Here is a 21,610-nt window from a genome sequence, read left to right as displayed (position 1 = left end):
TAGTTTTGCTTATTAAATTTATGTATATTTAGCTATGGCGAAAAAATTTATTCCTAGAGATGTCAGTTGGTTAAGCTTTAATGGCAGGGTATTGCAAGAAGCTGCAGATGAGACAGTTCCTCTACCCTTAAGGATCAAATTTTTAGGTATATTTTCAAATAACCTAGATGAATTTTTTCGGGTGCGGGTGGCCGGACTCAAACGTGCCATTGATCTCAAGGACAAAAGTGCCAATCAATCTTTTTATGAAGATCCGCAGTTGATCCTGGAAGAACTCAACATCCGCGTAATCAAACAGCAAAAGAAATTTGACAATACCTGGAACCGGATCCAAAAGGAGATGGCCAAGCAAAATGTCTTTATCAAAACGAGTGAAGAACTGAGCCCAGAACAACAGCAGTTTGTCAGTGAATATTACCAGGACGATGTGGAATCCAATGTCATCCCCCTGATCCTTGACGACATCCGTCCAATGCCCTATATTCGCGACAAGAGCCTCTATTTGGGTATAGCCATGGGGAAAAGCGAATGGCAATATGAGACTAAGTTTGCCTTAATTGAAATTCCTACGAGCCAAAACGGACGTTTCGTCCAGTTGCCCGCACCAAAGGATGAAAAACATATTATCCTTCTTGAAGATGTCATCAAGTTCAATCTTCCGTTGATCTTCTCCTATTTTGGCTTTGATGTTTTCCATGCTCATGTGTTTAAAGTCACGAAAGATGCTGAATTTGATATCGACAACGACATCAATACCACGCTGGTCGAAAAGATAAGCAAGGGGGTCAAGAATAGGCGTAAAGGTAAACCAACCCGTTTTATTTTTGATCAGGAGATGAATCCAAAACTCGTGGAGTTTCTGATCAAAAAACTCAACCTATCAAAAAAAGACAGTATCATACCTGGACAAAAGATCCATAATTTTAAGCACTTTATGGACTTTCCAAATGTATTTAAGTCCTATCATCAGCCGCAGGAAAGAACTTCATTTCCACATCCCTATTTTCAAAATTATGAGCGGGTCACCGATACAGTATTAAAAAAGGATGTGCTGCTGTCTTTTCCTTATCATGAGTTTCGACCAATCATCGATTTATTACGTGAAGCAGCGATGGATCCGGATGTAAAAACAATACAGATTACCGCCTACCGCTTGGCTTCGAATTCCAAGGTCGCCAATGCATTGATCAATGCTGCACGAAATGGCAAAGAAGTAACGGTCATGCTTGAACTGCGCGCTCGGTTTGATGAAGAGAATAACCTGGACTGGAAAGAGAAACTAGAACTTGAAGGCATCAAAGTACTTACAGGGATCCCAAATAAAAAAGTACACGCCAAATTATGTGTCATCAAAAAACGGACAGGTGCAAAAACCATTCAGTATGGTTTTGTCAGTACAGGAAATATCAATGAGAAAACCGCCAAATTATATGGAGATTATTGTCTCTTGACAAGTAACAGGGATGTCATTGCTGATATCAATAAAGTATTCAATTACCTCAAACGGCCCAAATCCAACCCAACTGACATCATCAAAAACTGTAAAAGTTTATTGATCTGTCCCATCGATATGCGCAGGGAACTGCTGCATTTTATCGATCTGGAAATCGCAGAAGCTAAAGCTGGACGAAAAGCATCCCTCATTATCAAAGTAAACTCACTGAGTGACAAAGATATGATTAAAAAGCTCTATGATGCGGCTACCGCCGGGGTTAAAATAGATCTGATTATTCGGGGAATTTATTGTGCAATGAACCAAAAAACATTTAAATTACCCATGAATGCGATTTCAATTGTGGATGAATATCTAGAACATGCCCGGGTCATGTATTTTTACAATGCCGGTAAAGAGCTGATGTATATCTCCTCAGCAGATTGGATGACCCGAAATCTAGATCATCGTATTGAGGCCGCTGTAAAAATCACGAGTAAGAAGATCAAGGAAGACCTAAAGGAGATGCTTCACATACAGCTCAATGACAACGTCAAAGCTCGTATGCTGAACAATTCCCTAAGCAATCATTATGTTGAAAATAAAAAGGAGCCCTGTCGCTCACAGATTGAGATCTACAAATACTTAAAAAAGAAAATAACGGATCATTAAGATTAAGTTCCGACCAACCTCAGGCCTTCATTGCCTGAGGTTTGCTTATTTACCATCCTTATTATCATCAACAATGGTTATATAGCTCAGATCTCGATGCTAGAATTGAACATCTAAAGTTGTATCTTCAACCTATGAAACTCAACTTTTGTCTGTCCATTGGTCTTGTATTTTTTGCCTTCCAAACGAAAGCACAACAAGAAATGCCGCAAAACTTCGTCTATGTAAAAGAATTTATTCCGACGATTAACCTCGATATGCGTTATTTTGGAAGCCATAACTTTACGGGCCGGCCTGTTCACGGCTATGAAAAACCGGTTGCCATCCTGACCAAACGTGCCGCATTGGCCCTACAACAAGTCGAAAAATACCTGAACAAACAAGGTCTGGCATTAAAAATTTTCGATGCTTATCGTCCACAACGGGCTGTTGACCATTTCAAAGCCTGGTCACTGGCCACCAAAGATACTATCGCAAAACGTGAATTTTATCCGCTGCTGGATAAAAAAAACTTGTTTAAACTAGGCTTTATTGCCAGCAAATCCGGACATAGCCGTGGCAGTACGGTCGACCTAACCTTGGTCGATCTTAATGATCACAAAGAAATCGATATGGGAGCCCCCTTTGATTTTTTTGGCGATATCTCCCACCATAACTATTCCGGCCTAACAGCTAAACAAAAGGAAAATCGAAAGATACTTCGCCAGGCTATGGCAAAATTTGGCTTTAAAGCCTACGACAAAGAATGGTGGCATTACACCCTACAGGATGAACCTTATCGTAAAACATATTTTGATTTTATTGTAAAATAACATGCCCGTCATCGATCAATACCTCGACAGCAAAGATTTTTTTGCTTTTCACATCAAAGGAAACAGGTCCAAGCCAGTATTCAGTCCGCAACAGCAGCTTATATTGGCAAACAAGAATCTTTATTCACTCTGTTTAATAAAAAAGGGGGAAACATCTTTTATGATTAATGACGAGCGGGTACAGGTTGGGCAGCATCACCTGCTATTGACCAGTCCATCTTCGAGAGTTAACGGTGCCTCCGTTACCAAGTCTTGGGACTGCGAAGTTTATTTGATTTTCTTTAGTATAGATTTTATCTTCAAATTGGACTTTCGAAAAGATTTTTTTGATCTCACAAAAAAATCACTTGCCTTGGATAGCAGTCATGTCTTCGCTCTTTCGGTGCAGGACGCCACAAACCTGTCCAATCTGTTTAAACAGTTTATCCATTACGAGAAACAAGGGCGTGATTATATTTTCAAGCCAAAGATTATCAAATCTCTGGCTGAAGTGTTGTTTTGTGAGATTGCGCGCCTGGCAAGTCAAAATTTCAAAAATATTCCCGTCGTACCCTCGCGAAAAAGAGAAATATTGGCCAATTTCTATCTACTGCTAAAACAATCCTTTCGTCAGGACCATACCGTGCAGTTTTATGCTTCAGAACTTGGCATTACCCCAAAACATCTCTCGGTGATCACAAAAGAACTTACGGGAAAATCAGCGATAGAATTAATACAGAATGTATTGGTAGAAGAGGCTAAATGCTTGCTCCGTCAGGGGCTTTCGATCGGAGAAATCGCGAAGCAGCTACATTTCTCAGATCAGTCTTTTTTTGGGAAATTCTTTAAGCGATATGTAGGCATATCGCCTAAAGAATTTCGTCAAAAAGCCTGATTAAACGAAATCCTGGAGATCAAAAATGGTATTAAATTGTTTATCCGCGGCAGCTGTATCCTGCAACTTATCTTCTCCCCAAGTCTGTCCTTTCAACCATAATGTCTGACAACCTACAGCCTTAGCGGGAGCCATATCTTTGCTATAAGAATCACCAACGACCAAGATTTCCGCAGCAGGTAACCCCATTGCTTCGACACCGAGGGCATAAATCGCGGGGTCTGGTTTACGCACGCCCACGACAGCTGACTCAACAACCGCTTTAAAATAAGATAGAATACCAAAATCAGCCAGCACAGCCTTTAGATTGCCATAGAAGTTGGAGACCATTACAATAGGATATCGTTCGCCTAGCACAGCCAATAATGGTTTTACCTGAGCAACCGTACCTTTGGCAAGAGAATAACCGTCGAACGCAATTTTATCGGCCAGTTCCCTATCCAGATCATAGCCAGCAGCAATAAGATACTCAAACTGCACTTTCAATTTTGCTTCAAGCACCTCCAAGAAGTTGAACTCCGGTTTGATGATCGGCTGAATCGCCATCTGCCTTTCGGCATAAGCATATGCTTCTTGAAATGAACTTAGGTTGACCGGAACTTGATACTTTTCGTAACCGGACCATATTACAGCTCCCCAGTGCCCCCCATTTGTATCCAACGTACCACCGTAATCAAAAATAATTCCCTTAATTATAAACTTATCCATTGTTATTTCTTTTTAACTAAACTCATCCAGCCTAAACCAATAATGATCCAAACGATTTCCCGGATCCGGGTCACAATTCCCATAAAAATACCGACAGAAGCCGGTAAGCCTATGCTCATCACGGCCATCGCCAACCCACCTTCACGTGTCCCCAATTGCATTGGGAAGAAAAACACCAAGTTGGCAAATAAAGAAGATCCAGAGCTAATAATCATGGAATCAATAAAATCTATATTGATATCCAGGGCTAGACCGATAAAATAAATCTCCAGACAACCGACTACGCGAGCAACAAATTCCCAGAAAAGAGCCGTATAGAATCGGCCCCTACGATTTTGGAATAAATTTTTGACCTGCTGATCAACATCGTTCAGCGTTTCGAACTTCGCCTCAAGCAGATTATTGATTTTCTTTCCAACTAAAGGCAAACGTGATAAAGCCCTCAATAACGAAACCGTAATTCCCTTTTTATAGAATTTGGTAAACAACCAAGTACATACGATGGCCATCACAAAAATTACGGCACAGGCGACATCAACTAATGTACTGGCTGGGACAAACCAGAGGATCAGGAAAACGGACACTACCCAAAATAAAATATGGGATAGAATATGCATAACACCATATAACAGAACCGATGAACCTGCTTTTGAACCGCCAACATAATTTTTCAGTTCAATAATTCGGTAAGGCTCCCCCCCTAGGGCAACAAATGGTGTAATGTAATTAATCGCATACCCCGATACGGTCAATTGCAATACTTTCCAGAAAGGAACATCGGTCTGCGGCAATTGCGGTTCCTGAATAATCGCTTTAAAAGCCATAGCATTCATCCAGTAAAGGACAGCCCAGCTACCCAATACCGGCAAAAACCACCAACCGATTTTCTCCAGATTGGTCCAAATCTCCTGAACTCCCATCGCATGAATCATATAAGCTAAAGTGCCTACACCAATCAGCATAAAGAGTACCTTATAGACTTTACTCCCCATAGGTTGGATCGTTTGTTAACTTATCAACAAAATAACCACTTACCTTTTCCTGTCTGTTGCACATATAGATTAAGATCGGATTTAATACGAACATGTCAAAGAAAAAATAAATCCATGGTTGTCCGATAAACAACCAAACAAAAAGAAAGATCACCCGGGTATTGAATTGTACAATATTGGTATATTTCATCAATGGTTTATTTTTCATCCTAAAATCAACCATCAATTGTTTTGGTAAGTCGTCTTTATATCGGGATTTGACGATATGTAGTAGTTTCTGCAATTTTGGCGATAATTTTTCCTGATTTCGGGTATAGCCCATGTAACCGTTCAACACAAATTTGCTGAAAAAGTTTTTCTTCCAGGAAAGCGCATCATAATCAACTTTCAAATCGCGCGTATTATCCAACTCACTACCAGCTTTACCTTTAATAAAAAACAGGTGGACATTACGGTAATAATCAGCCATTGCAGATTGTATCATATGGGATACGCCGGCAAGGATACAGAACACCCATAGCCAATCTGGCCACCCCTCGTTAATACTGCGCAAGCAGATAGCGATATGAATGGATGCAAACCAAAAATCACCTGCAAAACCATCCAAAATACGACCAAAACGACTCTTATTATCTGTCATTCGGGCCAATTGCCCATCTGCGCTATCCAAGGAGTTCGCGAAGATCAGCAGCAACATCCCGATCACATTTATCCATAAATCGCCATAATAAAATAGAATACCCGCAGCAACACCAAAGAAAATACTTATAATGGTCACTGCATTGGGTGTAATCCCGATTTTAGCACATATTTGTGCAATACGAAATCCAATAGGCCTATAAAACCAGATATCTATTTTTTCTTCGGTATCGTTGGATTTTAAAGATTGTTCGAATGCACTCAACTTCTCTTCTTCGATGACATTAACTTGTTCTCTCTGCATTTTGGTTCTTTTCAGTAAATTTATGGTAAACCATTTGTGCAATGGCTTCAGCCGCTTCTGCTCGACAAGGGGCAAAGCTCGGCCAATCATTTAGATCAATAATATGAAAATCTCCATTTGAATCGATGATCACATCACCGCCATAGATATGGACATCCAATACTTCTGCTGCGCGGTTGGCGACTTGCTTTAAGTCAGCCAAATCAAACGGAAAATGGACAACTTCATCATTAATTTGCTCATACAAATCATATTTATGATGATTATGCTCATAGGGATAAAAGTAGAAAAAGAAATCGGTATCCCTGACCGCATAGAACTTGAGTAAATCCCCGGCTAAATGTTCGGAGATCACAGCCTCTTTAATTCCTCGAAGGGCGTATTCGTTCAAGATATGCTGTGCTTCTTTGAGGCTGGCAGCAAAGGTAACATCTTCTTTATGGATGGCATGGAAATCACCGCGTTTGATCCAGACGCCTTTCCCCTTCAATTTTTCAAAAATTGACTGAATATCTGCGACGGTAGAGATGACAATACTTTTAGGATAAGCAATTCCACCTTCCAACAATTTGAGTGTCATGTTTTTTCGAAAGCAGTTTTCAATACCAAAACCCGAATTCAAAACATTAACACCATTATTTTGAAGCGATTGCAGCTTCTTAACCAAAGTTTTCGTTCGTCCCATCGTTAGGATATTTCCCTGTTTGACGGAATCAGAAGCTAAAAATTCGTCCTCATTGCAAATTTCAACGGCTGCACCTTTTTCGATTAATTTTAGCACAACTTCGTTAAATATTGCGGCATCATTCCCCACGTGATTGGGTGAAAAGCGATTTTTACGCGTCACGCCTAAAATAGAAATCATTTCGCTCATTTTATTAACTAACTTCCTTACTCAAAAACTGTTCCGCTACGATGCGATCCTTTAAGTGATCGATATCCACCACCTTCTCGAATACAAACGCTTCAACGTTCAATTCGTTTTCCAACAGTGCACGTTGAAAATTACGCATTCTGGAATTCCCGGCCGCGACAGAGCGGAGTGCGCAGTCCATCGCAGCTTTGCGAAAGCAATAAATCCCACCTGAAACAAATTTTGTCCTGGCTGTGGCTTTATCCAAAAATGCTTCGACATTTAATTTATCGTCTGTATTCACATAAAGTGGACTCTCGTCATCTACAAATGGTGTCACAGCCATAAAAGCGTCTGCATCTGTCTTCTGATGGAAAGCTGTAAGGTAGTCGTGAAATTCGTGGGGTCTAAAAACAGTATCTGTAGTCGTCAGACAGCAAGAAGTCCAAGCAGGATTGTTTTTGACCAGCAAAGCAAAACTATGCAAAGAACTTGGGGTGTCTTCCTCGATCAAGATGATGGGAAGTTCAAATGCTGTTTGTGTTAAAAAAGTCTTCAATTCAGGTGATTGTCTGTTGATAATCACGTGCACTTGCTGCGCACCTTCTTTAGCAAAAACGCGAATCAATCGTTCAATTAATGGAACTCCATGTAAGGGTAGCAAAGGTTTAGGTAAATTAAACCCTTCTTTTCGCAATCGAGATCCTTCTCCCGCCGCAATGATAGCAAATTCCATTCCTTCTAATTGCAAAATAAAATCATTCATTAAAAAAGTAAAACCCCTGTCATCATGCTAGCGTTTGCAAACGCAAAAGTTTACAGCGGGTTATCGGTGGGTAATTATTTATCAGCATCCCTATCCTATTTTTTAATAGTGCAAATCTGGAGGCCACGATATAATTATCCCGAAGAAAAAGGGGAAGAATTACCTGAAGTAATTGTTCCCCTTTTTTATAAAGGTAATCTATTGAATACTATCTACTAACTCTTGGTAATAATCCAGTCCTAAGTGAGTAATCAAGTCCTCACCCATAATATGACGCAAGGTATTTTGTAATTTCATCAATTGTTTGAAGATATCATGCTCAGGAGGTAAACCCGGTGCCGTTTGTGGTGATTTCAAATAGAAAGACAACCATTCCTGAATACCTGACATACCAGCACGTTGTGCCAAATCAATAAACAATGCCAAATCCAAAGCAACTGGAGCTGCCAAAATTGAATCGCGGCACAAGAAGTTGATTTTGATTTGCATTTTGTAACCCAACCAGCCAAAGATATCGATGTTATCCCAAGACTCTTTGTTGTCTCCGTGAGGAGGGTAGTAATTGATCCGTACCTTGTGGTATAAATCACCGTATAGCTCAGGATTCTTTTTCGCGTCCAGAATTTCTTCCAATACGGATAATTTAGAAACTTCTTTTGTTTTGAAGTTTTCTGGATCATCCAATACTAAGCCATCGCGGTTACCCAAGATATTTGTAGAGAACCATCCTTCTACTCCAAGCGCTCTAGCCTGAAGACCAGGAGCAACAATTGTTTTCATCAATGTTTGACCTGTTTTGAAGTCTTTTCCAGCAATTGCAACGCCATGCTCATGAGCTAATTCTACAATAGCAGGAACATCACAGGTTAAGTTAGGTGCACCATTAACGTAAGGAGCGCCTTCTTTTATTGCTGCATAACAATAGATCATGCTCGGCGGAATACGTTGATCATCATTATCCAAAGCTTCCTCTAATTTTGCAATTGTTGAGAAAGCTTCGTTTGTCTCAATATAGCGTTCAGTAGAACCACACCATACCAATACGACACGGTCTAAGCCGTTTTTTTCTTTAAATTCGCGGATATCACGTCGTACGGCATCAGCCAACTCGCGACGTGTTTTTTCCGTTTTAATGTGTGTACCGTCTAAATTCTTTACAAAATTACGATCAAATACCGCTTTCATTGGCTGAATAGCTTCCAACTCAGCTTTTACGGCATCAAGTTGACCTTGTTCCAATACCTGCGCTTTTGAAGCCGCTTCGTAGACGTTATCTTCATAAACATCCCAACCACCAAAAACCACATCTTCCAACTTTGCCAAAGGGACGAAATCCTTTATTAATGGATTTCTATTCTCCGTGCGCTTACCTAAACGGATTCTGCTCAACTGAGAAACAGATCCTATCGGTTTTGAAAAACCTTTGTTTATAGATGCCACACCAGCGATCAATGTTGTAGCCACAGCACCCAATCCCGGAATAAGAATACCCAATTTGCCATTGGCATCTTTCACTTGTTGTCCCATATTAATTCTATATACTTAATTTGTTATTTAATTGATGTTTTATGATAAAATAATTCTTAAAATTAGCTTAAAAAAACATATTTCATACCCATCGACGCTTTATTTATAAAATCGTGACAATTGCTTTTTAAAGGCCTATTTGAAGGCAAAAAAACGAAGATAAAATACGATACCGACCGAAGCAGGGATCGCTCATCTCATTGAAATTTAAGCCATTTGACCATCCCCTAAAAAATAAAATATAATCATAACTAATTTTACTCAATATATTAACATTAAAAAACTAATCCAAATACAAATCAAAAAAAGTTATTCTTTCTAAAAAATTGGTCAATTTTTCTTTTTCTAATTCATGTAAATATGACAATAAAATTGGAAAATGATTTCGGGAGCATTACCTTTAGACCTATAATTGATGAAACTATCGTGCGCTCGAATCAAACCGATTGTAAAAAATTCATGTGAACGATGATAAGTCGACATTCCTAAATATTATTTAAATGAAAACTACAATTTCGTTTCTGGCTTTAACACTTTTTGCGGGAGGCCAGCTACATGCACAGACGAACACAGATTCCGCTTATGTGCGGGATCATTATGAAAAAACCGAAGTAACGGTTCCGATGAGAGATGGTAAGAAATTGTTTACTGTGATTTACAGCCCCAAAGACAAATCCAAGAAATACCCCATTTTGTTAAATCGAACACCCTACACGGTAGGCCCGTATGGCCAAAACGAATACAAAAAGAGTTTAGGCAACTTTCCTGCAATGATGCGGGACGGATATATCTTTGTCTATCAGGATGTGCGCGGAAAATGGATGAGTGAAGGCGATTTTGAGGACGTTCGTCCCACAAACCTCAGTAAAGATAAAAAAGCAATTGATGAAAGCACGGACACCTATGACGTATTGGAATGGTTACAGAAAAACCTGCAGAATTACAATGGCAAAGCGGGTCTTTATGGGATCTCTTATCCGGGATTCTACTCTACAGTTGGACTGGTTAAGACACATCCGAGCCTCAAAGCTGTTTCGCCACAGGCACCGGTAACCGATTGGTTTATCGGTGATGATTTCCATCACAATGGTGTCCTATTTTTGCAGGATGCTTTCACATTTATGTCGACCTTTGGTGTTCCTCGCCCCAAACCAATTAGACCGAATCAATTTACCAGCAAGATTCAGATCAACGAAGTAGATAAATACAATTTTTTCCTTGAGGCCGGAACCGCCAGAGAACTCAAAGAAAAATATTTTGGCGATTCTGTCCAATTCTGGAACAACCTCTTTAAGCACCCGAATTACGATGATTTCTGGAAAAGCCGTGTTATCACCAATTATCTACAGGACGTGAAACCGGCGGTGATGGTTGTTGGCGGCTTTTTCGATGCCGAGGATGCTTACGGAACATTTAAAACCTATCAATCTATTGAAGAAAAGAGCAAAACAAACAATTCAGTTCTGGTTGCCGGTCCCTGGTATCATGGTGGCTGGGTACGTGCAGCAGGAGATTATCTGGGTGACATCCAATTTGAGAAAAAAACAAGTATCACCTATCAGGAAAAATTTGAACAGCCATTTTTCAGCCACTATCTAAAAGAAGAGGGCAGCTTCTCTCCTGCCGAAGCCAATATCTTTATTTCGGGAAGCAATGAATGGAAGCAATTTGAACAATGGCCACCGAAGAATGTCGAAACAAAAAAGCTTTATTTTCAACCACAGGGTAAACTTGGTTTTGAGAAAGTGCAACGCACAGATTCATGGGATGAATACGTAACAGATCCCAACAAACCGGTTCCGCACCAAGGCGGATTAATCCAGAATCGCACCCGCGAGTATATGGTCGATGATCAGCGCTTTGCGGCCAGTCGTCCAGATGTCATGGTCTATGAGACAGCACCATTGACGGAAGACATCACGATTGTTGGGCCGATCAAGAATTTTCTAAAAGTAGCATCAACAGGTACTGATGCCGATTATATTGTCAAGCTCATCGATGTATATCCCAGCGATGCGCCGAGTTTTGATGGGAAACCGATGGCGGGATACCAGATGATGGTCAGAGGTGAGATCATGGCGGGGAAATATCGAAATGGCTTCGACAAACCGCAGCCATTGACACCGGGCAAGGTGGAAAAAGTAGACTTCGTTATGCCTGATGTTGCCCACACCTTTAAAAAAGGACATCGTATCATGGTTCAGGTGCAAAACTCATGGTTCCCATTGGCAGAACGAAATCCGCAAGTATTTATGGCCCCCTATACAGCGACCAAAACTGATTTTCGTAAAGCAACACAACGCATTTTCCATGATGTCAATAATGCGACCTATATCGAATTTGATATCTTAAAAGATTAAGGATAGTCGACCACTGGATACCTGATAGTGAAAATAAGCCGGTCGCAAAGACATGAGGCCCGATATATTAGTATATCGGGCCTCATGTCTTTGCGAAATACTTTTTTCATTGCCTTAAGTTTCTTCCACGAATTTGTTCTCCGCTGCTTTTATCCCTGTAATCAACAGGACAATAATACTTCCTGCAAGAAAATAAAAAGAGTAATTCCAGGAGGGGTCAACCTCGTGCAGTTTTCCAAAAATTGGTGGGCCAAATGCTGCAATCAGATAACCGACCGACTGTGCCATTCCAGAGATTTTAATTGCATTTGCTATGGTTTTAGCCCTTAAACTAAAAAAGAGAATAGAAAGGCTAAAAGACAAACCATTGGAAAGTCCCAGCAATACAGCCGCAACATAAATTCCCTCCAGCTTAAATAAAAAGAAAATCACGATACTGCCCAGCATACCACCGGCGACAGCAACAGCCATCAACCGCTGGTCTTTCATTCGGTGTGCGATAATAGGTCCGAAAAACATAATGGGAATCATTGCAATCTGAATCAAAAATAACAACCAACCGGTATCTTTAGCCACCATTCCATAGTCGACCAATACTTTAGGTAACCAGGAAATCAGGCTATAATAAATCAATGATTGAATCCCCATAAATATACTGATATACCAAGCCAATCTGGATCTAAAAATATGCCCGATACCGCTCTTCGGTTGTTGCCTTTGGGCAGGAGCAGCATCTTTCGGTCCAGCTAATTGATCAAAAAAGACAGCGATAAGAGCGCATATGGCCAATACGACCCACAGCCCTAAGGAACCCCTCCATCCTAATCCTGTCCATTCCCCAATACGTAGACTAAAGCCCGATGCAAATGCTGCGGTCAGATTCATTGCTACGGCAAAAATTCCCGTCATCAGTCCGATATGATGGGGAAAACTAGTTTTAATATAACCCGGTGCCACCACATTACCCACACATATTCCTAATCCGATCATAACAGAACCTACAAATAAAGGGCCTGTATCCCCCCAGACCCTAACAATAATCCCAACAGCGAGAATGATCAGCCCAAACAACAAAAAGCGATGCATGCCCATAACATGAGAATACTTGCTAACAGCAACCGAACAAGTCGCAAACATAAAAAGAGGAATGGCGGTCAATAGACTGCTTTGAAAACTGTCCAATGTAAGGCCCTCGCTGATCTGTCCCAAAACAGGCCCTACTGCTGTAATGGGCGACCTTAGGTTCGTAGATACCAAAATAACGACAAATACAGATAACCAGCCCCAGGTGACAGTATTTGATTCTTGTAAATTACTATTCATAGAAATTAATTGCTTCTTGTGCATCATGCACATTGAATCCATTCCGCTGTGAAGCGGCAATATATCTTTATGGATTTCTCGACCATGATGATTTGTTGCAAAGATATGTTCAGTTATTTAATTAAATTTGCCATTGATTTAATTTATAACGACATGGGCTGTTCGAATCATATTGCAACAATTGAGGGGATCAAGAAATCTAATTTTGTCTGGTTTGAAGAAAACTGGATTCACGACGATGCGTTGCATACCCATCGGAAAGCACAGCTGATCTATGTCGAGCAGGGTTTTCAATACCTTACCGTGGCGGGAAAAATGTATCTGCTTCCTCAAAATCATGTTGCATGGGTTCCCTCGAATGCGCTACATAAGACCAATTCGCATTCGGAAAGCATCAAGTTAATGATCCTTTTTTTCGATATCGAACAAGACGATCCATTTTTCGAAAACGTTCAGATATTCGCAGCCCCGAAAGTATTACAGGAAATGATACGCTATGCTGAAAAGTGGTCAAAATTAACGGAAGAAAATGAACACGAAAAAATCTTCCTGCACGCACTCCTTAACGAGCTTCCTGCATTCGCAGCGCGGTTATTGCATTTGGAAATTACACTGCCAAGTGAAAACAGACTGCAGACAGTTTTAAGTCACTTGCATGACCACTATACCCATCCCATCAAAATGGAAGAGATTGCACTGTTATCCAATCTCTCCTTGCGTACCATAGAGCGCCTATTTAAAAAAGAAACGGGAATGACACTTGTCAAGTACCAACAATTACTTCGGATCATCAAAAGCCTTGAGCTTTTAAGTATGGGCGAACTGACAATCTCCCAAATCGCCTATAAAGTGGGTTATCAAAGTCTGCAGGCATTTACCAATAGTTTCTATGCTGTTATGGGCTACCGGCCATCTGCATTTATTCAGCATTAATCACTTATTACCTCATCCCTGCGGAGCGTCTTAGCTCATTTTAAATTTCATACACTATTTTTTCAATTATTCAAGAATCATAAGCTACTCTTTTACAGAACCGTCTTTACCCGGATCACAAGAAAGCTGGCGCTATGGTCAATTTTTGCTTTGAGATGATACATTGGCAATAGCGAAAACAGCCCACCTCAAATAATCATTATTTTTGAAATCAGGATAACAACAAGAGTTTGTAGTCTTTTAGCTACAAAAATAATTGCGTAATAAAAAAATATTAAACAACATTTGCATAAGTGTGAAAGACACACTATCTTTGTATCATCATAATTTAGGTTTATAATTGGTTATTTAAGGTTTTCATTCTCCCCGTTTGAAAACCTTTTTTTTGTTCCTACTAATTCATATTAAACACTATTTGATGCTCCTCCTCAGTTTCCCTGTTGTAATATCCTACATAAGATAGAGCAGAAATCTTTCAAAATAGCGTCCCTCAGAAAATCATCACTCAAATTAAATTTCAAAAAATTCAATAATTCTTCAACAATAACGTATTTTTAACCGTATGTTCAAAAAATAGGAAAATCCTATTGGTGGCGTACACATAAAAATACATCGAAAAATAACTATATATTTATGGCAGAACATGGGGATTTACAAATTGCAATATTAATCGATGCGGATAATGTTTCTTATCGAAAGATCGAAGAAATTCTGAACGAAGTCAAACGCTACGGTATTCCTACGATCAAACGGATCTACGGTGACTGGACCAATCCTTATGTCGAAAAATGGAAGGATAAGCTCCTCACCCATGCGATAACCCCTATCCAGCAGTACAGCTATACACAAGGCAAAAACTCCACCGACTCAGCTCTTATTATTGACGCGATGGACATCCTACATTCCGACAGGGTCGATGGGTTTTGTATTGTATCGAGTGACAGCGATTTTACAAGATTGGCTACGCGTCTAAGAGAATCGGGTAAATTGGTGATCGGTATTGGAGAGAAAAAAACGCCGAAACCTTTCATCGCTTCTTGTGACAAATTTATTTATGTTGAGATCTTCGAAAAGAATCCAAAGAAGGAGCCTAACACCAAGAAAAAACAACAAAACCAACCCAAACCGGTACCTGTAGACAATCCAACCAGCATAGCGGTGCTCGATGAAGAGACGCTGGAATTATTAAAAGATACCGTTGATGACACCGCAGATGAAAATGGATGGGCATTTTTAGGGGAAATTGGCAGTCTTTTCAATAAAAGAAAACCGGATTTTGACGCCCGAAATTATGGTTATGATAAGATGTCCCATCTTTTCAAAGCCTATACAGAAGATTTTGAAATCGAAGAACGTAATACGGACAAATCGAGAATAAAACATTATTACATCCGAAATATTATCAAGCGCCCTTTATCTGCTGTCAGCCCTTTACCAACAGCTGAAGACAAAAAAACAATAGCAACCACTGATGCAAAATCACAGGAAGTTACAGCAAAACCTACCAATCAAAATGCGCGAAAAAAAGGTCGCCAAAATAAAAAACCTCAAGATACAGTTGTAGCGGAAAATACCCCAAAAGAGCTTGCAGCAGTTCAACAGAAAGAGGAACAACAATTAGTAGAAAACATAGCTCAAAATGATGCTCCCAATCGTATGTTATTTCCAGCAACAGGAAATAAAATTACAGCGGATGATGCAAAAAAATCGCAAATCAGAATTACCAAAGATTTTAAGCCTTTATTTCCAACGAAATCACAAAAGCTCCGGATCGTTATTGATTCCAATGAGTATGAATGCAATTTCACTTACCGTGGCCGTGGATTCCATGTCCTTAAACTGGGTAAAGATGCCGCAACCCTACTTGGACTAGCGGAAGGTATCCAGCTAGAAATTACGAAACTCAACGAGCATACCTATACATTCCAAAATCAATCCCGCTAATTTTAGCACTGGATAGATTGGAAAGCCACTTGAAGTACGGATTGAACGTAATGTAATTGTTCAATCCGTACTTCAAATTATATAGGATCACGTGCGAGCTCATGTATCTATTGTATCAGCAGCATCTGACCCCCACAGCAGATTAAAATTCACTGAAAACAAGGAGTATATCATTCCTATTTTCCAGCTATATTTGTTTATATTCAGACTGACCTTGGACAAGGGGTGATGACCCCGATAAAAGAATCCAAGGCAGACTAAATGTCGGATCTGATTTACCGACAAATAAATTCATTCTTGTTGAATACAATGGAGATAAAAAAGGTTTTCAATTATATATGGATACTAAGCAGTACCCTCCTCCTTCTCGCATGTGGGCAGCGTAGTGCAGCAGGTTCAGCCCAAATATCGAATAGTCAAAATAACAATACGATAGTCCTGCCTTATGATTCCACAACACGTACTATCCATGTACTTGTTGCATTATGTGATAATACCTATCAGGGAATCGTACCTGTTCCCAAAGCAATAGGTAACGGTCAGGATCCGGCAAACAACCTCTATTGGGGCTGTGAATATGGGATAAAAACTTATTTCAATCGCAGTAAAGATTGGAAGCTTGTAAAAAAGTACAAAGCAAAAGGTGCAATTCTCGAGCGTTTGGTTTATAAACGCAAGTCTGAGAACTATTTCCTTGTTGCGGATGCCTATGATGGCAAAGAGATCAAGCTATGTACAGTTGATTTTCTTCGAGGCTTGCATGGCCAGCTAAAAGATACACTGCAAGTAGACAACAAGATTATCGGAATAGCCGGTAATGCAAAGCTCAATGCTTATATTGGACATGATGGTCTTATGGATTTTCAGCTAGGGGAGCGTTTTAAAAACACTGACCGTCAAAAACGGAATGCGATTATCCTCGCTTGTTATAGTAAAAAGTATTTTGCACCTCATATAGATAAGGAAACTGTAAACCCCATTCTCTGGACAAGCCATTTGATGTGTCCAGAAGCCTACAGTCTCCATGATGCACTAACTGGGTATATAAACGGAGAAAGTAACGAACAAATTCAGGAACGAGCAGCAAAAGCCTATTCCAAATATCAGAAATGTAGTCTCCGTGCGGCAAAGAACCTGTTGATCACCAACTGGTAACAGGTTTATCTTCCACCCGCAAACTCCATCGTGAAATGGTAGTTTTCGTCAATAGGTACTACTTTTCTATCAACCTTGCGCAGATCACGCGCTTCTGCTGTCCATAGAAAAGGGTAAAATGAAAATACCTGATTTCCATCCAATTTTTGTACATCTTCAACCCATTCCTTCCATTTAAATGTTTCATAAAATTGACGGATGTCACCCTTCAATGTCCAATAAATAAAATCAGAATAGCCACACTCCAAACTTTCCCATTGCAAAGTGTCTTGTGCAAAATAATAGACCTGTCCTATGCTCTCGCCCAAAGCTCCGGCATTAATCGCAAAATAGCCACCTAAAACATCATCGGCAATTAGCAAAAAACCACCTTTCTCCCCTTCTTTGTCAAAACTCTTTCCTTTGTTCCACTCCATGATACCCCGATTCAATTTAACTGAACCCGAGCCCAAGATCCGTAGCCATCCGCCATCAATGAGCATTCCACCTGTTTGATGAATAATAGCGCCCATAGGTGATTTTGTGGTAATCTGAGCTCTTAACAGCTCCTCATCTGCGCGTTTTGGATTTCTGGGCAGCACCTCATAAGGATTGCTAGCTCCCTTCATCCATTCTTCGACCAGACCCCATCCCGAATCTGTCGGATTAATCAACTCATTTAGACTCTTCATTCCTTGTGCTTTATGTTCAAAACAAACCGCCCTTATTTATTTTCCTAACTCATCGATTATAGAAAAAAATAAAGTGATTCATCTCGAATTGCCGAAATTACCATAATTCTTCCTGTCATCCAAATCACATAAGTACGTTTGTTAAAGCCCAAAAGGTGATCTGACCATTACTTTACACATAAAAGATACGAACCTTCAAGCAATTTTCGTTAAATTTAAACCATGCAACATGAATTAGAAAAACTTCGGTATCCCATAGGTCGCTTTGCCGTACCAGATCATATTAACAAGCAATTACTGAGCGATTGGATAAAAACAATTGCAGACTTCCCTACCCGCCTAAAATCCGAAGTCAGTGACTTACCGGAAAGTGCATTAGAAAAAAGATATCGCCCAGATGGCTGGACGATCAGACAAGTGGTCCATCATTGTGCAGATAGCCATATGAATAGCTTTGTCCGTTTTAAGTTAGCACTGACAGAAGATGATCCAACCATAAAACTCTATGAAGAAAATCGTTGGGCGCAACTTCCGGATGCACAGCACAATCCGATAGAAAGCTCGCTGCGTCTATTGGAAGGGTTACATCAACGTTGGGAGATTCTTTTGAAAAGTCTAAGTGATGAGCAACTTGAACGGGCCTTTATTCATCCCGTTACCAAAAGATATATTTCACTTAAAGTAAATATTGGGTTATATGCCTGGCATTGCAATCACCATCTGATGCATATTGTCAATGCAAAAAATAGATCGGTCTAATAATAAAGTCCCATTTTTTCAGGAACAGGAGCCCATCCAATGCCTCCTGCTCCTAAAACAAGTTATATGGAAGTTAAAGCGATAGCGCCCACATCATAATGATTAAGGTGCCCAGCCCAAGACCTATAATTCCCGAAATTAAAAAAGTGCGCAGATAATAACCAAAAGTTTTAGTTTTCTTCTGTACAAGATGAATCACACCCACAATCAGGGAATAACCTAAACCTATACCGAAAAATATGATACAGATCAGGTCAACAAGTAAACCGGAGAAATCTAAATTTGCAGCGGACAACATAGTATGGGTTATTTTTTCTTTTTAAAAAGTTTGCTAAAAAGGGAGGCTCCACTATTTCCTTCAGATTTGCCCTGCACATCTTTTCCTCCGCTTTTCGTCTCATCTGTCCAAATCAGCAGCTCCGGTGCAATATCCAGCTCGTGTTGCCGGGCAAAATCCGACCAGTAGGCATGTTTTTCCTGATCCATAAAGTCGGGATCATTTTTATAGTAACCCAATAAGCTTTCTGTAGCAGACTCATAGACACTATAACGGTTTGCCCGCTCAAAATAATGAATGGCTTTTTTACTGTCCTTTTTAAATTTTAAACCCGCATCATACATCAAACCGTAATAAATATTGGAATAGCTATCCGCTTTATCTTTCTTCAGATAAACAAGTAGACGGTCATAGTCATCTAAACTATAATAAATCGAAGCGATATTGCGATTATTTTCGATTAGTTTCAACTCCGCTTTTTTGTAGTAATCCAATGCTTTTTCAAGATCTTCCTCCACATAGGTCCCACTAAAATAGAAGTAACCTAGATTGGATAATGCATAGCCATCCCCAAGATCAGCCCCCTTGCTATAGGCCTCAAAAGCTTTTTTTAGATCCGATGTATAGCCTATGCCATGCTGGTAAAGATAACCGATGCTATTCCAAGAAGCTGCATACCCCTTTTCGGCGGACCGCTCATAGTATGCAATTCCTTTTTTCAGGTCCAGAAAACGCTTATTTTCATTATCGGTATCCGTATAGATACTACCAAGTTCATACATACTGCTTTCATTGTCCTGATCAGCTGAAAATGTAAAGTAACGGATAGCATTTTCGACGTCTCCATTTCTGCAGCAATCCATGGCCATGTGATACAGTGTATAACTATCATAAGCAGATTCAAAATCTACGCCCCGGTCCGATTTCCACTGCGTGAAAAAATGGTCAAAAACCTCAAGTTCCTTTCCTTCCAGCTTGTCCAATGCATTGATATAATATCCATACTGATCTTGGGGCACCTCTTCTAATCCCTCATAGCCTTTATTAAACAGTCGGTCGCCGCGCAACATCATTAGATCTTGGTAATGTCTTACACTACCACAGATAAAATCAAAGGATTCACTCAGTTCTTTACTAGCTGTATCGTAGTAACAATACCGGCCCATCTGATCTTGCAGGATAAAATAATCCATTAGCGCATAGCTGATTGTGGCATAATATGCTGACAATGGAAGCAGCCAGCTTTTAGTCTCCGTGTGATAGATTCCTCTTTCCGATTCGGTTTCGATGATATAACAATTATAGGCACCATTACCAAAATCTGCACCTCCCTGTATAGATTTAATCGTTAGATCTTGCAGCAGAAAATCCCGACTAGCGAGGTCATACAGAAAATATTTGCCTTCCGAAAGGTAATATAATGCACTGAGCCCATTCATGGCATTTAGCACAGCTACATCTTTTACCAACAAGGTACCGTCTGCCGAATGGACTGATTTCTTTTTTTTATTGTTTAAATTGACCGCATAAAAATCAAACAGCAATTCGTTTAAAACCCCCTCTGGATACTCGCCCAATAGAGCACCCTGATTGGAATAATATTTACGTAGTTTGCTGTTCGCTATCGGTTGATAAATAAAGCCCTCGTAGTCCATTTCAAAAGGCTCATCAGAACCTATCGTATGCAAGCCCTTACCTTCGGCATCGATAATGTCATATTTTCCATCCTGCTGTCCCTGATAGAATCCATAAGCAAAATCGTCCAACACCGCATAGTTCAAGGGAATAATTGTAGCGCCAGTCTCCACGTCCACCAAGCCATATTTGCCCGCTAAACTTACTTTTCCTACAATCTTACCACGGCCACGCTGTACAGGCTCTGCAGAGGCGTACATACAAGGGATGGTCTCTTCGCCCTTTCTATTAATATAGCCAAACAAGCTTTCTTTCTCAACAACTGCAAAGCCATTGTAATCAAACTCTCCGATCCCGTCATAACAGGGTTCGACTTTCACCTCACCCTTCGCATTCCGGATCCCCCAACATCCGTTTTCTTCAAAAAACTGGTTATCAAGGCTATCAATCGCCTCCCTATTCCACCAACCCAATCCATAGTTGCTCCACTCAGCCTCTAACATCGCTAAAAAGGAATCATAACCTGAGCGGCTCAAAATAGGATAAAGTTCTGATAACGACTGCTTCTCTATTGCTTTTTCGTAATACAGGTTCTTCTCATAGATTTCAAAAGCAAAATCCTTTGCTTGTTGGCTATGTTTCACCTCAGACATATTAAAAACATCACGCGCATTGATCTGGAAGCATTCAAATGGAAGTCCATGCAGAAAATCGAACATTTTTTCGATGGTCAACAGGACAGCAGCATTGGATATCAAGTTATACTCCTGAATAAGAAGATCGTAGAATTTCCTTAATTTTAAAACACCCGCTTCTTTTTCAGCATATACCAAGGTACCTTTTGCTTTTGGATTTGCGGTAAACAGGGGCAGCAACAAATCTGGAATGACATAGTTCCATTCACCCAAATAAGCATGGAAATACTCCTGATCTTTTTTATCTGTGTTATAAATATAAATTCGATGTGCCATATT

General features: G+C 40.1%; 18 protein-coding genes. 8 read left to right on the top strand and 10 right to left on the bottom strand.

Translation table 11 applies throughout. The annotated features are described in order from the left end of the window. The first annotated feature begins 34 nt into the window (after nt 1-34). From ppk1 to HMAT_RS01295, 3 genes are all read left to right on the top strand, one after another. Nucleotides 35-2,104, top strand: a complete 2,070-nt coding sequence (ppk1, locus tag HMAT_RS01305) for a polyphosphate kinase 1 (RefSeq protein WP_104381015.1) — start codon at nt 35-37, stop codon at nt 2,102-2,104. 134 nt (nt 2,105-2,238) lie between these two features. Then, nucleotides 2,239-2,916: a M15 family metallopeptidase gene (locus HMAT_RS01300; protein WP_199768514.1), complete on the top strand. Its 678-nt coding sequence runs from the start codon at nt 2,239-2,241 to the stop codon at nt 2,914-2,916. Between the two features lies 1 nt (nt 2,917). Beyond that, entirely contained in the window at nt 2,918-3,790 is an 873-nt protein-coding gene (locus tag HMAT_RS01295) for an AraC family transcriptional regulator (protein ID WP_104381014.1), read from the top strand. On the opposite strand, the gene HMAT_RS01290 is transcribed toward HMAT_RS01295, so the two are convergent. From HMAT_RS01290 to HMAT_RS01260, 6 genes are all read right to left on the bottom strand, one after another. After that, entirely contained in the window at nt 3,791-4,498 is a 708-nt protein-coding gene (locus HMAT_RS01290; RefSeq protein ID WP_104381013.1) for an HAD family hydrolase, read from the bottom strand. 2 nt (nt 4,499-4,500) lie between these two features. Next, nucleotides 4,501-5,490: a lysylphosphatidylglycerol synthase transmembrane domain-containing protein gene (locus HMAT_RS01285; RefSeq protein WP_104381012.1), complete on the bottom strand. Its 990-nt coding sequence runs from the start codon at nt 5,488-5,490 to the stop codon at nt 4,501-4,503. Next, nucleotides 5,480-6,433: a CDP-alcohol phosphatidyltransferase family protein gene (locus tag HMAT_RS01280; RefSeq protein ID WP_104381011.1), complete on the bottom strand. Its 954-nt coding sequence runs from the start codon at nt 6,431-6,433 to the stop codon at nt 5,480-5,482. The genes HMAT_RS01285 and HMAT_RS01280 overlap by 11 nt, the downstream gene beginning before the upstream one ends. Beyond that, nucleotides 6,414-7,298, bottom strand: a complete 885-nt coding sequence (locus HMAT_RS01275; protein ID WP_233789079.1) for a hypothetical protein — start codon at nt 7,296-7,298, stop codon at nt 6,414-6,416. Before HMAT_RS01275 ends, HMAT_RS01280 begins: the two co-directional genes overlap by 20 nt. A 13-nt stretch (nt 7,299-7,311) precedes the next feature. After that, complete coding sequence (locus HMAT_RS01270; protein WP_233789078.1) at nt 7,312-8,052, bottom strand: NDP-sugar synthase; 741 nt, start codon at nt 8,050-8,052, stop codon at nt 7,312-7,314. 198 nt (nt 8,053-8,250) lie between these two features. Next, on the bottom strand, nt 8,251-9,579 hold the full coding sequence (locus HMAT_RS01260; RefSeq protein ID WP_104381008.1) for an inositol-3-phosphate synthase: 1,329 nt from the start codon (nt 9,577-9,579) through the stop codon (nt 8,251-8,253). A 500-nt stretch (nt 9,580-10,079) separates the two neighbouring features. Here HMAT_RS01260 and HMAT_RS01255 point away from each other — a divergent pair, with 500 nt between their 5' ends. Continuing rightward, on the top strand, nt 10,080-11,939 hold the full coding sequence (locus HMAT_RS01255) for a CocE/NonD family hydrolase (RefSeq protein WP_104381007.1): 1,860 nt from the start codon (nt 10,080-10,082) through the stop codon (nt 11,937-11,939). 114 nt (nt 11,940-12,053) lie between these two features. Here HMAT_RS01255 and HMAT_RS01250 read toward each other — a convergent pair whose 3' ends face one another. Continuing rightward, a complete protein-coding gene (locus tag HMAT_RS01250) occupies nt 12,054-13,262 on the bottom strand; it encodes an MFS transporter (RefSeq protein ID WP_104383248.1) in 1,209 nt (402 codons plus the stop codon). A 105-nt stretch (nt 13,263-13,367) separates the two neighbouring features. On the opposite strand from HMAT_RS01250, the gene HMAT_RS01245 reads away from it, so the two are divergent. From HMAT_RS01245 to HMAT_RS01235, 3 genes are all read left to right on the top strand, one after another. Beyond that, entirely contained in the window at nt 13,368-14,195 is an 828-nt protein-coding gene (locus tag HMAT_RS01245; protein ID WP_199768513.1) for an AraC family transcriptional regulator, read from the top strand. Between the two features lie 633 nt (nt 14,196-14,828). Beyond that, nucleotides 14,829-16,139 carry an NYN domain-containing protein gene (locus HMAT_RS01240; protein ID WP_104381006.1) on the top strand — a complete coding sequence of 437 codons (1,311 nt, stop codon included), beginning with the start codon at nt 14,829-14,831 and terminating at the stop codon, nt 16,137-16,139. Between the two features lie 309 nt (nt 16,140-16,448). Then, a complete protein-coding gene (locus HMAT_RS01235) occupies nt 16,449-17,294 on the top strand; it encodes a hypothetical protein (protein WP_199768512.1) in 846 nt (281 codons plus the stop codon). A gap of 5 nt (nt 17,295-17,299) precedes the next feature. Here the strand turns inward: HMAT_RS01235 and HMAT_RS01230 are convergent, their stop codons facing one another. Then, complete coding sequence (locus HMAT_RS01230; RefSeq protein ID WP_104381005.1) at nt 17,300-17,965, bottom strand: DUF2625 domain-containing protein; 666 nt, start codon at nt 17,963-17,965, stop codon at nt 17,300-17,302. 222 nt (nt 17,966-18,187) lie between these two features. Here HMAT_RS01230 and HMAT_RS01225 point away from each other — a divergent pair, with 222 nt between their 5' ends. Beyond that, entirely contained in the window at nt 18,188-18,724 is a 537-nt protein-coding gene (locus tag HMAT_RS01225) for a YfiT family bacillithiol transferase (protein ID WP_104381004.1), read from the top strand. A 73-nt stretch (nt 18,725-18,797) separates the two neighbouring features. On the opposite strand, the gene HMAT_RS01220 is transcribed toward HMAT_RS01225, so the two are convergent. Continuing rightward, entirely contained in the window at nt 18,798-19,022 is a 225-nt protein-coding gene (locus tag HMAT_RS01220; protein WP_104381003.1) for a hypothetical protein, read from the bottom strand. 8 nt (nt 19,023-19,030) lie between these two features. Next, nucleotides 19,031-21,607 carry a tetratricopeptide repeat protein gene (locus HMAT_RS01215; protein WP_104381002.1) on the bottom strand — a complete coding sequence of 859 codons (2,577 nt, stop codon included), beginning with the start codon at nt 21,605-21,607 and terminating at the stop codon, nt 19,031-19,033. Nucleotides 21,608-21,610: the final 3 nt, after the last annotated feature.

The organism is Sphingobacterium sp. HMA12 (assembly GCF_002933815.1).
Taxonomy (GTDB): Bacteria; Bacteroidota; Bacteroidia; order Sphingobacteriales; family Sphingobacteriaceae; genus Sphingobacterium.
Note: the sequence above shows the minus strand (reverse complement) of the source record. Positions and strands in the feature narration are given on the sequence as shown.

What these genes read in the sequence shown, in the direction of transcription:
- HMAT_RS01275 (WP_233789079.1), bottom strand. Translation starts at nt 7,298, where the DNA reads ATGATTTCTATTTTAGGCGTGACGCGTAAAAATCGCTTTTCACCCAAT.
- HMAT_RS01290 (WP_104381013.1), bottom strand. Translation starts at nt 4,498, where the DNA reads ATGGATAAGTTTATAATTAAGGGAATTATTTTTGATTACGGTGGTACG.
- HMAT_RS01255 (WP_104381007.1), top strand. Translation starts at nt 10,080, where the DNA reads ATGAAAACTACAATTTCGTTTCTGGCTTTAACACTTTTTGCGGGAGGC.
- HMAT_RS01220 (WP_104381003.1), bottom strand. Translation starts at nt 19,022, where the DNA reads ATGTTGTCCGCTGCAAATTTAGATTTCTCCGGTTTACTTGTTGACCTG.
- HMAT_RS01230 (WP_104381005.1), bottom strand. Translation starts at nt 17,965, where the DNA reads ATGAAGAGTCTAAATGAGTTGATTAATCCGACAGATTCGGGATGGGGT.
- HMAT_RS01235 (WP_199768512.1), top strand. Translation starts at nt 16,449, where the DNA reads ATGGAGATAAAAAAGGTTTTCAATTATATATGGATACTAAGCAGTACC.
- HMAT_RS01285 (WP_104381012.1), bottom strand. Translation starts at nt 5,490, where the DNA reads ATGGGGAGTAAAGTCTATAAGGTACTCTTTATGCTGATTGGTGTAGGC.
- HMAT_RS01295 (WP_104381014.1), top strand. Translation starts at nt 2,918, where the DNA reads ATGCCCGTCATCGATCAATACCTCGACAGCAAAGATTTTTTTGCTTTT.
- HMAT_RS01280 (WP_104381011.1), bottom strand. Translation starts at nt 6,433, where the DNA reads ATGCAGAGAGAACAAGTTAATGTCATCGAAGAAGAGAAGTTGAGTGCA.
- HMAT_RS01260 (WP_104381008.1), bottom strand. Translation starts at nt 9,579, where the DNA reads ATGGGACAACAAGTGAAAGATGCCAATGGCAAATTGGGTATTCTTATT.
- HMAT_RS01300 (WP_199768514.1), top strand. Translation starts at nt 2,239, where the DNA reads ATGAAACTCAACTTTTGTCTGTCCATTGGTCTTGTATTTTTTGCCTTC.
- ppk1 (WP_104381015.1), top strand. Translation starts at nt 35, where the DNA reads ATGGCGAAAAAATTTATTCCTAGAGATGTCAGTTGGTTAAGCTTTAAT.
- HMAT_RS01240 (WP_104381006.1), top strand. Translation starts at nt 14,829, where the DNA reads ATGGCAGAACATGGGGATTTACAAATTGCAATATTAATCGATGCGGAT.
- HMAT_RS01245 (WP_199768513.1), top strand. Translation starts at nt 13,368, where the DNA reads ATGTTCAGTTATTTAATTAAATTTGCCATTGATTTAATTTATAACGAC.
- HMAT_RS01215 (WP_104381002.1), bottom strand. Translation starts at nt 21,607, where the DNA reads ATGGCACATCGAATTTATATTTATAACACAGATAAAAAAGATCAGGAG.
- HMAT_RS01270 (WP_233789078.1), bottom strand. Translation starts at nt 8,052, where the DNA reads ATGAATGATTTTATTTTGCAATTAGAAGGAATGGAATTTGCTATCATT.
- HMAT_RS01250 (WP_104383248.1), bottom strand. Translation starts at nt 13,262, where the DNA reads ATGAATAGTAATTTACAAGAATCAAATACTGTCACCTGGGGCTGGTTA.
- HMAT_RS01225 (WP_104381004.1), top strand. Translation starts at nt 18,188, where the DNA reads ATGCAACATGAATTAGAAAAACTTCGGTATCCCATAGGTCGCTTTGCC.